The organism is Acidimicrobium ferrooxidans DSM 10331, assembly GCF_000023265.1.
Lineage (GTDB): Bacteria > Actinomycetota > Acidimicrobiia > Acidimicrobiales > Acidimicrobiaceae > Acidimicrobium > Acidimicrobium ferrooxidans.
In genome coordinates, this window is the sequence record NC_013124.1 from 691208 (window position 1) to 703524 (window position 12317).

Here is a 12317-nt window from a genome sequence, read left to right on the forward strand (position 1 = left end):
ACTCAAGGCGCCCCGGGGCTTCGCGTGAGGGATGCGCTCACCAATGTTCGCCCGACGACGGTGTCGGTGAACGCTCGCCGACGTGTCGAGGCCTTCGTCCGTCCGAGCTCAAGCGCGACGATCACACGAAGGTCTGTGTGTTGCAAACCACGAACTATCGCAACCATGAGCCGGGCGCGCGGTGCTCGGTCCGCGTCGGGGACATCGGGGCCCCAGGGGGTCGAGGTGGCGTCGTCGACCGGTCGGGGTGGGTGGGCCGACGTGTGCGTTCAGCGTGCGTGGGAGGGAGTTGTCACCTTGACACCGTCGCCAGGCACGTGGCACGGTCAGGCCCGAGGCGAGACAAGCTCGCAGGTCTGCAGCTACCGCGCTCGAGAGGAGTTTGCGCGTCGCCGTGGCTGCGACGGCGGTGGTTCGGTTCGAGTGTTCCGAGCCATCACCAACGCTCTGCGCGGGTGCGTGATAGGCGGTCGGTGGCCATAGCCGATGTGAACCGGGCCTGCGGTTCGCGCAGGGATCGCGACCGAGGCCGCTCCCGGCAGATCCTGCTGAGGTGAGCATCAGGGCCTCATGCTCGGTCCTCGCCGTCGTCGAACTGCACCGCTTCGAGGCGCTGACGGCGCGCTTCGAGCGTCTCTCCACCGTACATCCAGTAGGCCCCACCCTGTGCCGACGTTGTCCGCAGACCGATCCGCTGTAGAGCCTTGACGGCCGCCGCGGACAGGCTCAGGTTCTCGCCCTCGAACTCCACTCGATTGCCAGGCAGGACGGTCACGTCCATTGTCTCGTCTCGCGAGAACGTCAGTACCGCGCCCACCGGGATGTCGAGCGCCTCGATGCGCAGATTCGATCGACGCTGCCTCATGCTGTTAAGCGCGACCTGGTCGTCGGCATCGAGTTCTGGCTCCGTCACCTGGATCGGCGTGTGCGGTGCGATGGAGATGGCCAGGACGACTCGTTCTGGCTCAATTCGGAAGAACTCGCGCTTCGGATTGACCCGCGCCTCGGAGAACAACTGGTGGAGCTTGCGTTCCAATGTGCTTGCGTCGGCGACCTCTGCGGCGAAGTGGCACTCGAAGGGCAGTGGGACGCCGGTCGTGTAAAGGTCGTTCATCCGTGAGGCTACATCGCCGTTCGACTTGCCGATTGAGCCGCCCCAGATTCCGTTGACACGTCGTAAGTCACACGTACCATGGCAGAGGGAAGGGGAGGTCGATGGGGACGTCGAGAAGGAAGTTCACCCTGGAGTACCGGACCGAGGCGGCCCACCGGGTCATCGACAGCGGCCGGAGCGTCCCAGAGGTGGCCCGTGAGCTCGCGATCGGGGAGCACAACCTCTATCGATGGGTGCGGGAGGAGCGCAGGCGGATCGAAGCAGCAAACGCCACTGGCAGCCCGCCCCTCACGGCGCAGGAGCGCACCGAGCTCATCAGGCTGCGCAGGGAGCTCGAGGAGCTGCGCAAGGACAACGAGTTCCTGGGAAAAGCAGCCGCGTACTTCGCCGCGAAGCCACCAAGCAAGAGAGATTCGCGCTGATGGAGGCGGAGTACGCTCGCTTCGAGATCAAACGGATGGCACGCTTACTCGAGGTCTCCCGGGCTGGCTACTACCGATGGCGACGCACCCAGGTAGCACCGTCGCGTCGGGCATGTGCAAGACGCGACCTCGAGAACCGAGTGGTCGCGGTCCACCAGGCATCCTCTGGCACCTACGGCGCACGACGGATCACGGCGGCACTCCTCGCCGCTGGCGTGGTGACGAGCCACAACACGGTGGCAGCAGCGATGGCCAGGCGCGGCATCGCCGGTATCAGCCCCAGGAGGTTCCGCCCAGCGACCACCCACGCCGATCCGAAGGCGATCTACCCACCAGACCTCGTTGCCAGGAAGTTCGACCCGGGGCGCCTGCACGCCCTCTGGACCTCGGACATCACCTACCTCGCTCTCGCCGGCGCGATGGCATACCTGTGTGTGGTGCGCGACGAGCACTCGCGGCGGGTGCTCGGATGGAGCGTCGCGGAGCGCATGGAGACCACGCTCGTGCTCGAGGCCCTCGGCCAGGCCGTCGCGGTGCGTGGGTCCCACGCGCAGGGGGTCATCTGGCACACCGACCGAGGGAGTCAGTTCAGCGACCATCGAGTTGTGGCCTTCTGTGCCCGACACGGGATCACGCGCTCCATGGGGCGAACCGGCACCTGCTACGACCACGCGAGCGCGGAGTCCTTCTGGTCGATCTTCAAACACGAGTTCTTCTACCGCCACGCCTTTGGCGACCTCGCCGAGCTGCGCCGCGGCATACAGAGCTACATCCAGTTCTACAACCACCAGCGCAGCTGCTCGAAGATCGGCTACCTTGCCCCAGTCGTCTTCGAGCACCTCGTCGCGGAGGAGGCTCGCGTGAAGTAACCTGGGTGTCTACGAAATCTGGGGCACCTCAGATCTTGACGATCCCTGGCATTGCCTCGTTGGTGAGGACATAGATGATCTCGGCCACACGGCAACGTTAGCCAACGGCCGTGCCGTCGAGGCTCGAGGACGCGCGAGGAGGCTCGGGAGCACGCCGGGCGTGGCGTTCGCCGACTCGCGAATCCAGGTGCTGCGCAGGAGCGTTACCGCGTGATGTCGGGCGAGCTCGCGCCATGGATCCAGCCTCTGGGCGCGAGTGGCTCGCCGCCAAGGGTGCGCTGTCTCGCGTCGGCGACGATGCGTCCCACGACGATCGGTTCGCGCAGGCCTGCGGCTCGACAGGCGTCGATCAAGGCGGAGGGATCGTGGATCGCGATGACGAGCTCGTAGTCCTCGCCACCTCCGAGCGCGTCGGCGAGCGTGGCGTCGGGCGCGATCGGAACGTGATCGAGCTCGAAGCCGACGCCGGATCGGTCGGCGAGCCGGTGCAGGTCGAGCGAGAAGCCGTCGGACACATCGATCGCGGCGCTCGCGCCGTAGCTGGCTGCAAGCTGGCCGTGAGCGAGGCGTGGTTGAGGGGCAAAGAGGGCATCGTGGAGGTGGCGCGGGAGTGCCTCGGGGGCCTCTCCTGCGAGCACGCGTCGTAGGCCCGCCGAGGCCGCACCGAGCGGACCGGTGACGAGCAGGTGGTCACCTGAGCGGGCGCCACGTCTCGTGAGCGGGGTGCCATCGACCTGACCGAGCGCGGTCACGCACAGCGTCAGCGTGGCTCCCCGTGTGGTGTCTCCACCGACGAGGGGCGCGCCGAGGCGATCTGCTGCCTCCGCGACCGCGACGGCGATGGCGCGGGCATCGATCGCTGGTGGGCAGGCGAGCGCGAGCAGGGTTGCCTCCGGTGTTGCACCAGCGGCCGCGAGATCCGAGAGGTTCACCGCGACCGCCTTGTGTGCGATCGCCGCGAGGGGCCACCGGTCGACCTCGACGTGGACACCGTCGACGACGAGGTCGGAGCACCACACGCGCGACTTGGACGAGGGAGCGATGGTTGCCGTGTCGTCGCCGATCGCCAGCGAAGCCGATCCGGCGCCGATGACGGCCTCGATGACCTCGTCTTCGCGCCAGTTCGTGTCCACTTCAGCTATCTAAGCTGCCTGGTTTGCGCATTCGGTCCGGATGCTGGCAGCATGGAGGATCCTGTTCGAGCAACGAGCGAGCAACTTGACCCTTCGGGAGGAGACCATGGGGATCGCGGATGCGAACCAGGACGTCCAGCGTTGGATCGATGAGTGGGTGCGCGTGCTCGAGCCCGCGCGTGTGGAGCTCTACCTCGGCGAGCGGGAGGAGACCGATCGACTCATCGACGGTCTCATCGCCCAGGGCACCCTTCGACCGTTGGACCCCTCGCGGCGTCCTCGGAGCTACGTGGCGGCCTCCGACCCGAGGGACGTCGCCCGCCTCGAGTCGCGCACGGTGATCTCGACCGACGATCCCGATGATGCGGGCCCGACCAACCATTGGCAGGACCCGACCGCCATGCGCGAGCGTCTCGGCAAGCTCTTCGCGGGGTCGATGCGCGGGCGCACGATGTACGTCATCCCGTTTGCGATGGGGGTGGTGGGATCACCGTTCGCGGTCTACGCGATCGAACTGACCGACTCGGCCTATGTCGCCGTGTCGATGGCGAAGATGGCCCGTGTCGGCCGCGCGGCCTGGGATGCGATCCTCGGCGGTGCGCCCTTCGTGCCGGCGGTCCACTCGGTGGGAGCGCCGCTGGCACCAAGCCAGCGAGACGTCGCGTGGCCCTGCGATCCGGACAACACCTGGATTGCACACTTCCCGGCCACCAGCGAGATCTGGTCGTACGGGTCGGGCTATGGCGGCAACGCGCTCCTCGGCAAGAAGTGCTTGGCCCTGCGCATCGCGAGCGTGCACGCGCGTGAAGAGGGGTGGCTCGCTGAGCACATGCTCATCTTGAAGCTCACCTCGCCCGAGCAGCGCACCTACTACATCGCTGCGGCGTTCCCGAGCGCGTGCGGCAAGACGAACCTAGCCATGCTCCAGCCTTCCGTGCCAGGGTGGCGAGCCGAGACCATCGGCGACGACATCGCCTGGATCCGTCCGGGCCCCGACGGGCGCCTCCGGGCGGTGAACCCCGAGTACGGCTTCTTCGGTGTGGCACCAGGGACCTCGCGCCGCACGAACCCGGTCGCGATGGCGACGATCAGCCACGACACCATCTTCACCAACGTCGCCGTCACGCCCGATGGCGACGTGTGGTGGGAGGGCATGGACGAACCGGCGCCGAGCGGCCTCATCACCTGGCGAGGCGAGCCCTATGACCCCGCGAAGGGACCTGCAGCGCATCCCAACGCGCGCTTCACCGTGGAGGCCAGGCAGTGCCCCACGATCGCGCCCGAGTGGGAGGATCCGAACGGTGTGCCTCTCGACGCCATCGTGTTCGGTGGGCGACGCCGCGACACCGTGCCTCTCGTCGCCGAGGCGAGGTCGTGGGAGCACGGTGTGTGGCTGGGCGCCACGATGGCGTCCGAGACCACCGCGGCAGCCGAAGGGTCGGTGGGCCGGGTACGGCGTGATCCCTTCGCGATGCTTCCCTTCTGCGGCTACCACATGGGCGACTACGTCGCGCACTGGCTCGAGGTCGGTGCCCGTGCCGGCGCCAAGGCACCCCGTCTCTACGTCGTGAACTGGTTCCGCCGCGACGACGAGGGGGCCTTCGTGTGGCCTGGGTACGGCGAGAACGCGCGGGTGCTCGCCTGGATCGTCGATCGCCTCGAGGGCCGGGCCCAGGGGGTGTCGCATCCCTACGGCACGGTGCCGGCACCAGGGGAACTCGACCTCGCGGGCATGGCGGAGGCGCCGTCGTGGGACGCGCTCTTCGGCATCGGTGACGAGGAGTGGTCACGCGAACTCGAGGATGCTCGAGCGTTCGTCGCCACCCTCGCTCCGCGGTTCCCGGCCTCGCTCCTCGACGTCGCCGAGGCAGCGGACCGAGCAGCAGACACCGACAGGGGCTGAGGCACCCCGGCGATCAGATCATCAGGAGCCCGTGGAGGCGCTCACCCGGCCTGCGCGAGTCGTCCCGGCGACGACGAGAAGAGCGGCTATGCAGAACGTGGCGGCCATGATGGCAAAGGCCCAGCGGAACCCGAGGTCGGTGACCGCGAGCCCGATGAGGGCGACCCAGGCCGCGCCGATGGTTTGTGAGACGGTGAAGAACACGCCGAAACCCTGCCGTTCCAGGTCGCGGGGCATGTGATCGGCGAAGACGGTCTGGCGGAGCGGCAGTTCGGAGTAGGAGAAGATCCCGATCGCGAGCCCGACCAGCGCGAGTAGGAGTGGCTCGGCGCCGACCACCACGAAGCCTACGAGCGCAGCCGCACCAAGCACGTAGTTGATGAGCAGGGTGCGGCGATGGGCCGTGCGGTCGGCGAGCTGGCCCATCGCTACCGGCCCGATGACCGCGCCGACGTAGATCACGGTCAGGATCACCGTGATGGCCGCGGTGGAGGTGTGGATGCCGTCGTGGAGGTAGGCGGGTGCGTAGAGGCCGATGATCCCGATGCCCTGGCCGCCCGCTGCGATCGTGCCGGCGAGGAGGAGGGTCCACACGGGTCGGGCACGAAGGAGCGTCCACAGCGACACGGACGAGCGGGCGGACGACGTGGTCTGCGCCTGGGGGATCGGACGACGCCAGGGACTGCGAATCCCGACAGCGGTCACCACCGCGGTGGTGGCGAGGAGCGCAGCCAGCACCCACAGCGCACTGCGCCAGCCGCCGATCGCGATGGCGAGGCCGGTGATGCTGGGCGCGATCAGCGTGCCGATGTTGCCGGCGGTGACGTGCCACGACAGGACGGTGCCGCGCCGCTTGGGATGTCGGGAGGAGAGGAACGACGACCCCACCGGGTGCTGTGGCCAGCCGGCAGCGGCTTGGATCAGCCGTCCGCTCGCGAAGATCACCACGTTCGGCGCGAGCGCCGAGACCGCGGCTCCCACGACGGAGCCGATGTTCTGGAGCGTGAGCAGCAGCCTCGCACCGGCGCGCTTGACGACGACGGCCAAGCCCTGGAGTGCTGACCCAGCAATCGCGGCCACCGAGAGCAGCGCTCCGATGACCGCATACGAGGTGTGGAAGGCGGTGAGGGCATAGGGGATCACGATGCCGATGCCGGCGACATAGGCGTGTTGGCCCGCGTGCGACCACCCGACGCTTGCGAGGTCACCGAGGAAGGAATGTCGAGTGGGTTTGGGTTCGCCGGCGTTGGTGGAAGAGGACTCTGGCATCGATCAGCTCCCCTCCCACCCTAACCGGAGGTGCCAGCCTGGGTGCGATTAGCCCTGTCGGCGCTGGCGCTCGGGCTCGATGACGAGCAGGACGCGCTCGGAGGTGATCGGAGCGGCGTAGGGTCCGCCGGTGTAGCGCTCGGAGAGCCGATCGATGTGCTCGCGAGCGCGAGCGCCGCCCTCGGTGGCGATCACGCGGCCGCGAACCTCCACGTAGCGATAGGGGTTGGCATGGTCCCACACCACCAACGCGACCCTCGGGTCGCGTTGGACGTTGCGGTACTTCAGCCGATGGACCTCGGTGTTGATGAGGACGTGGTCGTCGTCGATGTCGAACCACATCACCGACGACTGTGGCGACCCGTCGGGGAGCAGCGTGGTGAAGGTTGCGAAGTTCGCTCCGGTCGCGAGCTCCACGAGGAGTGGATCTAGCATGCACGTAGGTTAGCCCAACCCGGGCTGGGCCCGCGAGTGCGCTCGCTCGTCCACCGTGACCGGATCGACGGGCGCAAGCGCGGCCACGGCGCCCAAGTGGCACACTCGGACGGAGGCGACCTCGTAGGCGACGGTACGGGAGGGTAGGCATGGCGGTTGCGTGGATCGACGGGGCCCTGGTGGACGAGGCCGATGCCCGGGTCCCGGTGTTCGATCATGGCCTCGTCGTTGGCGACGGGGTCTTCGAGACTCTCGTCGTCGTCGGAGGGCGGGCCTTTGCAATCCGACGTCACCTCGAGCGTCTGGCGCGCAGTGCGCAGGGGATGGGGATCACGCTCCCCGACCTCGATGCGTTGCGCGGCGCGATCGAGGCCGTCGTCTCGACCAACGGTTACGAACGAGCCAAGGTGCGGGTGACCTACACCGCCGGTGACGGCGAACTCGGCTCGGGTCGTGTCGGTGGTCCGACGAGGGCGATCGTCGCCGAGGCGCCGATCGAGCTCGAACCTGCGACCTGTGCGGTCGCGGTGGCCCCGTGGCCTCGCAACGAACGTGGCGTGCTCGCCGGCATCAAGACGACCTCCTATGCCGAGAACGTGGTCGGGCTCGCGTGGGCGCGAGCGCGCGGCGCATCCGAGGTGCTCTTCGGGAACCTTGCGGGCAACCTGTGCGAAGGATCGGGCTCCAACGTCTTCGTGGTCCGTGACGGCGACGTGCTCACGCCGCCGCTCGACGCCGGTCCGCTCGCCGGAGTGACGCGTGCGCTGCTCATCGAGCGCTTCGCCGTCAAGGAGACCAACATCCCCCTCGACGATCTCTTCGACGAGCGGGTGTCGGAGGTCTTCGTCACCTCCACGCTGCGCTTCGTCCAAGGCGTGCACCGGCTCGACGACCGCGAGTTCGAGCAGGCTCCGGGTCCGGTGACGGCCAGGGCACAGGCGCTCTTGGCTGATCTCGTTGCCTCTGACATCGACCCCTGAGGAGTCCTCGTGCGCTTCGACGATCTTGCTCGCGTCAGTGAGCTGGCCGCGCGGTTCCCGGACGCCGCTGTGGTCCGGCTCGTCGCGTTGCACGGTTTCGGGGGTGGCGAGCGTGCGGCGGACCTCGCGATCATGGCTCCCGAAGGAACGGTCGGGGCGATCGTCGGCCCGGGGGTCGTCGATCGCCTCGGATCCGACCCGACGCCACGACTTGCTCGTGTCGAGGTGAGCGATCCCGACGCCGAGGCGCATGGCCTCGCCTGCGGTGGCTGGGCGGAGGTGCTCGTGCATCCCGCCTCGTGGCTGCCGCCACTTGGCGAGGTCGCCGGTCGGCGTGTCCCGTTCGTGTTGACCACCGTCGTTGGTGACGACGGACCGGTGGCACCGATCGCGATCGAGGTCGATCCGCTCGTGCGTCCAGGCGTGACGGTGCGCGATGGCGTCCATCGGCAGGCGTTCGTCCCGAGGCCGCGTTTCGTCGTGGTCGGCGATGGGCCCCTCGTCGACGAGCTGGGATCCCTCGGGACCTGGCTCGACGTCGAGGTCGACACAGGGGACGTCACTGGGCTCGGCCCGCTCGACGGCGTGCTCGTGCTCACCCACGATCATGAACGGGCCACCCCGGTGCTCGCGTCCGCGTTCGGTGCAGGGGTCGGCTACGTGGCGGCGCTCGGATCGCGAGCCACCCAACACGAGCGTGTGGAGCGGCTGCGAGCCGTCGGTGTCGACGCGCGCCGACTCTTCGGCCCGGCAGGTCTCGACCTCGGATCTCGAAGCGTCCGCGAGACGGCGCTGTCGATTCTCGCTGAGTGGCTTGCCGTGACGCGAGGGCGCTCCGGTGCGCACCTCGCCGCCGGCGACGGACCGATCAACGGCTAGTCGATCGCGTCCAGCTTGAGCGGAGGGATGTCGCCGAGCGGTGGGGGCGACGACGGCTCGCCCTCGAGCGCTCGGTCGCAGAGCCACGCCCGCGAGGGGCTCTTGGTCGATGCCGGGCAGGTCGAGTCGAGCAACCGCAGCTGCTTCGCTGAGCGCGCCGAGGTGGGTGAGGAGGTGGCGCGCGTTGGTCGGCGCTTCGGCGAGCTCGGCCGCCGTCCTCCGGACCGCGTCCCCAAGGCGCTTGCCTACGCTCCCATCGAGGGCTGCGGTGATGCGTTCGACGAAGCCATCGCGCACAACTCGGTCGGCGAGCACCTCAGCGGCGTCGAGGGCGTGGACGTGGGGGGTTCCCTCCCAGATCGGGAGCACGAGTGCTTCGCGGTGCCATCGTGCGATCGGCGCGTCCTCGACGAAGCCAAGCCCGCCGAACGCCTCCATGGCCCGCTGGGTGACGAAGGCGGCCTGCTCGGCGGTCCGGACCTTGGCGACGTGCGACCGTGCGCGAAGGATCTGGTAGGCACGGTCGCCGTGGTGCGATCCGAGCGAGCTCTGCGTCTCCTCGGCGAGCTCGAACGCGAGCAACGAGGTGGCGAGCTGAGAGGCGCGGAGGCGAGCGAGCTCGTCGGCGAACAAGGCATGGGCGAGCAGCGGTCGACCGAACGCGACGCGGCGCTGCCCACGGATGGTCGCCTCGGCGAGCGCGATGCGTGCGATGCCGGCGGCGCTCATGGCGTTGGCGACCCGCGCGATCGTGAGCGATTCGAGGATGCGATGGATTCCGTCGGGGGGAGCTGCGAGGAGTTCGGCGGGCGCGTCGGCGAGATCCACCTCGCCGGTCGGGACGGCGCGGGTGGCGAGCTTGTCCTTCAGCCGGCGAACGGAGAAGGCGAGCGAGCCATCGGGCTGCTCGCGACGCACGAGGAAGAGCCCGAGCGAACGGACCCCGCGAACCTCACCGACGTGGGCCGCGACGAGCGCAACGTCGGCGAGTCCGGCGTTCGAGGCGAAGAACTTCTCGGCCGTGCCGATCCGCCACTCGCCGTTGGGCGTCTGGGTCGCACGGGCACGGAGCGACCCAAGGTCCGAGCCGGCGTGGGTCTCGGTGAACCACGTCGCGCCGAACCATGGCCCCTCGCGCAAGCGTGCGGTGGCGCTGTGGTGGGGGGCGAGATCCGCGAGTGCGAGCGAGACCTGCGTGGTGAGCGTGATCGTGCAGTAGAGGCCGGGATCGGCGAGGAGGTAGCCAGCGGCGAGCGCGGCGAGGAGGCCGTCGGGCTCTGTCGTGGCGAGCGCGACCATGGGACGCAGTCGCTCGAGCAGGGCCACGTGGGTCGGGGCGAGCTGGGCGCGGTCGATGCGGTTGCCGTCGAGGTCGTGGGCGACCAGCCGTGGCGGCGCGTCACGGTCGACGTGGCGCGCGACCTCGAGGGCGTCGGCCGAGATGGTGCGATTGAGGTGCTCGAGCTCGGATCGTCGAGCCGCAGAGAGTCGAGCGGCGAGCCAGCGCTCGACCACGGGATCGAGCGCGAGCTGATCGAGTCCACTCGCGTAGCCGCCCTCCCGTGGCATCACCATCCGATCGCGCTCCCGTCCTCGGCCCGGGGGTCCGAGCAGCTGATGACGTCGTGCTCGCGAACCATCGCGATATGGCACACGCCGGCGGCCGTGGTGAGGCCGGGCTCGAGGGTGAGCGGCCCGATGCGCTCGGCGAGCTCGCCGAGGACGGACGGATCCACGTGGTCCTCGATCACCCACGTGCGCTTCCCGTCGTGGTGGTGGGTGTCGAAACCGGGGTGTGGACCGGACGATGCGGCGGTCTCGGCGAGTCGGGCGCGAGCGAGGGCAGTGCGCGGGTCGATGCCCTCGCGCAGCGTCGCAGAGACCACCTGGGCGATGACCGTCGGCTGACGATCGCCTCCCATCGTCCCCGCGACGAGGCGCAACGTGCCGGTACGCGGATCGGTGGCCATGAGCGGCGCGAGGGTGTGGCGCGGGCGGCGGCGCGGGCCGAGCTGGTTCGGACTCGCGGGATCGAGATCGAACCCGACCGCGCCTCGCGAGTGCACGAAGACCCCGGTCTCGTGGGTCGTGAGTCGGGTGCCGAACGCATTCGCGTTCGACTGGACGAGGACGCAAGCGCCCCCTGCGTGGTCGACGACGACGATCGCCGTGGTGTCGGGTGCGTTCGGGCGTCGGAGGGTCGCGGGCGGAGACGACGGAGCCGGGGCGGCGAGGGCGGCGGCGACGTCGGCCCCGTCGTAGTGGAGCTCATGGAGCCAGCGGGTCTGCTCGATGGCGTCGACCATCTCGAGATAGGCCTGCGTGAGCGACGTCGGTCGTTCGGGCGGGAGCGCCGCGAGGAGGCCGAGGGTGAGAAAGCTCGCCGACGGAGCCGGTGTCCCCATCATGCGCAGCCCGAGGGCGTCGACGGCGATCGGCTCGACGAGCTCGGCTTGGGGTCGGGCGAGGTCTTCTGCTCGCAGTGCGCCTTGGGTGAGCGCCATGAGCTCGGCTCCGACCTCGCCTGCGTAAAAGCCCTCGCGTCCGAGACGCGTGATGGCCTCGAGGGTGCGGGCGATGCCGTGGTGACGGATCCGCTGGCCAGGGACGAAGCGACCCTTGAACGCCGCCGTGAGCTCCGAGCGAAAGCCGAGGTCCGAGAGCTCGCGTGCGCCAGCGGCGAGACGGGCGGGCGCGGCGAAGCCGTTGCGCGCGTAGTCGATCGCGTCGGCGAGGATGGTATCGAGGGCAAGGCGGCCGAAGCGTTCGTGGGCGAGGAGCCAACCGTCGACGGCCCCTGGCACCGTGATCGCCGCTGGATGGTCGCGGGGAATGGTGCGAAACCCTTGCTCTCGCAGGATCTCGGCGTTCGCGTTCGAGCCGGCGCGCCCGATGCCGACCAGCGCGTGGACACGAGGTGGCGTGCGGGGTGTGCGAGGTTGATAGACAAGTCCGACGACGTCGCCACCGAGGCCGCACGCGTCAGGGGCGACGACGGCGAGCACCGCGTTCGCCGCGATCGCAGCGTCGACGCTACTGCCGCCGCGACGCAGCACCGTGAGGGCCGCCTGCGAGGCGAGCGGGTCGATGCTCGAGACGGCCGCATGGGGGAAACCGTGACACGCGACGACAGGTGGCTCCACATCGCGCAAGGCTACTCCACACGTCGCTTCGGCGCGCAGGGCCGTGAGAAATGCGCGATTGCGTGGTCGACGAGCTCTTGTGCGGCGGATTCGTGAGATTTACTCGTGTGGTCATACGGAATCGGCTTGCCTCGGGGAGCGAGATGCGCTAGCGTACACAACGGTTCCGC

The 12317-nt window shown here is 69.1% G+C and carries 10 protein-coding genes and 1 pseudogene; 5 read left to right on the forward strand and 6 right to left on the reverse strand.

From position 1 onward, the window contains the following. Window positions 1–568: 568 nt before the first annotated feature. Window positions 569–1162 carry a GIY-YIG nuclease family protein gene (locus AFER_RS03550; RefSeq protein WP_049755292.1) on the reverse strand — a complete coding sequence of 198 codons (594 nt, stop codon included), beginning with the start codon at window positions 1160–1162 and terminating at the stop codon, window positions 569–571. A gap of 53 nt (window positions 1163–1215) precedes the next feature. Here AFER_RS03550 and AFER_RS03555 point away from each other — a divergent pair, with 53 nt between their 5' ends. Both AFER_RS03555 and AFER_RS03560 read left to right on the forward strand, forming a co-directional pair. Next, window positions 1216–1536: a transposase gene (locus AFER_RS03555; RefSeq protein WP_012784157.1), complete on the forward strand. Its 321-nt coding sequence runs from the start codon at window positions 1216–1218 to the stop codon at window positions 1534–1536. Continuing rightward, window positions 1536–2405 (forward strand): IS3 family transposase, encoded by an 870-nt coding sequence (locus AFER_RS03560; RefSeq protein WP_012784158.1) that lies wholly within the window; start codon window positions 1536–1538, stop codon window positions 2403–2405. Before AFER_RS03555 ends, AFER_RS03560 begins: the two co-directional genes overlap by 1 nt. Window positions 2406–2608: 203 nt before the next feature. On the opposite strand, the gene thiL is transcribed toward AFER_RS03560, so the two are convergent. After that, window positions 2609–3538 carry a thiamine-phosphate kinase gene (thiL, locus tag AFER_RS03565; RefSeq protein ID WP_015798131.1) on the reverse strand — a complete coding sequence of 310 codons (930 nt, stop codon included), beginning with the start codon at window positions 3536–3538 and terminating at the stop codon, window positions 2609–2611. A 106-nt stretch (window positions 3539–3644) separates the two neighbouring features. On the opposite strand from thiL, the gene AFER_RS03570 reads away from it, so the two are divergent. Beyond that, window positions 3645–5441, forward strand: a complete 1797-nt coding sequence (locus AFER_RS03570) for a phosphoenolpyruvate carboxykinase (GTP) (RefSeq protein WP_015798132.1) — start codon at window positions 3645–3647, stop codon at window positions 5439–5441. Between the two features lie 21 nt (window positions 5442–5462). Here AFER_RS03570 and AFER_RS03575 read toward each other — a convergent pair whose 3' ends face one another. Beyond that, window positions 5463–6710, reverse strand: a complete 1248-nt coding sequence (locus AFER_RS03575) for an MFS transporter (RefSeq protein WP_015798133.1) — start codon at window positions 6708–6710, stop codon at window positions 5463–5465. A gap of 48 nt (window positions 6711–6758) precedes the next feature. After that, the gene (locus AFER_RS03580) at window positions 6759–7145 is read right to left on the reverse strand and encodes a PPOX class F420-dependent oxidoreductase (protein ID WP_015798134.1); all 387 of its coding nucleotides are present in this window, start codon (window positions 7143–7145) and stop codon (window positions 6759–6761) included. 149 nt (window positions 7146–7294) lie between these two features. Between AFER_RS03580 and AFER_RS12875 the strand changes: the two genes are divergently transcribed. Continuing rightward, a complete protein-coding gene (locus AFER_RS12875) occupies window positions 7295–8125 on the forward strand; it encodes an aminotransferase class IV (protein ID WP_083769223.1) in 831 nt (276 codons plus the stop codon). A gap of 132 nt (window positions 8126–8257) precedes the next feature. Next, the gene (locus AFER_RS12880; protein WP_425358541.1) at window positions 8258–9004 is read left to right on the forward strand and encodes an XdhC family protein; all 747 of its coding nucleotides are present in this window, start codon (window positions 8258–8260) and stop codon (window positions 9002–9004) included. 324 nt (window positions 9005–9328) lie between these two features. Here AFER_RS12880 and AFER_RS12885 read toward each other — a convergent pair. Beyond that, window positions 9329–10579: pseudogene (locus tag AFER_RS12885) on the reverse strand (acyl-CoA dehydrogenase family protein); the annotation flags it as partial. Further along, on the reverse strand, window positions 10573–12147 hold the full coding sequence (locus AFER_RS03590) for a gamma-glutamyltransferase (RefSeq protein ID WP_015798136.1): 1575 nt from the start codon (window positions 12145–12147) through the stop codon (window positions 10573–10575). The gene AFER_RS03590 and the pseudogene AFER_RS12885, both read right to left, overlap by 7 nt. Window positions 12148–12317: the final 170 nt, after the last annotated feature.

Coding starts and splice junctions, on each gene's coding strand:
- AFER_RS03560 (WP_012784158.1), top strand. CDS start 1,536: ATGGAGGCGGAGTACGCTCGCTTCGAGATCAAACGGATGGCACGCTTA.
- AFER_RS03575 (WP_015798133.1), bottom strand. CDS start 6,710: ATGCCAGAGTCCTCTTCCACCAACGCCGGCGAACCCAAACCCACTCGA.
- AFER_RS03555 (WP_012784157.1), top strand. CDS start 1,216: ATGGGGACGTCGAGAAGGAAGTTCACCCTGGAGTACCGGACCGAGGCG.
- AFER_RS03570 (WP_015798132.1), top strand. CDS start 3,645: ATGGGGATCGCGGATGCGAACCAGGACGTCCAGCGTTGGATCGATGAG.
- AFER_RS03580 (WP_015798134.1), bottom strand. CDS start 7,145: ATGCTAGATCCACTCCTCGTGGAGCTCGCGACCGGAGCGAACTTCGCA.
- AFER_RS12880 (WP_425358541.1), top strand. CDS start 8,258: ATGGCTCCCGAAGGAACGGTCGGGGCGATCGTCGGCCCGGGGGTCGTC.
- AFER_RS12875 (WP_083769223.1), top strand. CDS start 7,295: ATGGCGGTTGCGTGGATCGACGGGGCCCTGGTGGACGAGGCCGATGCC.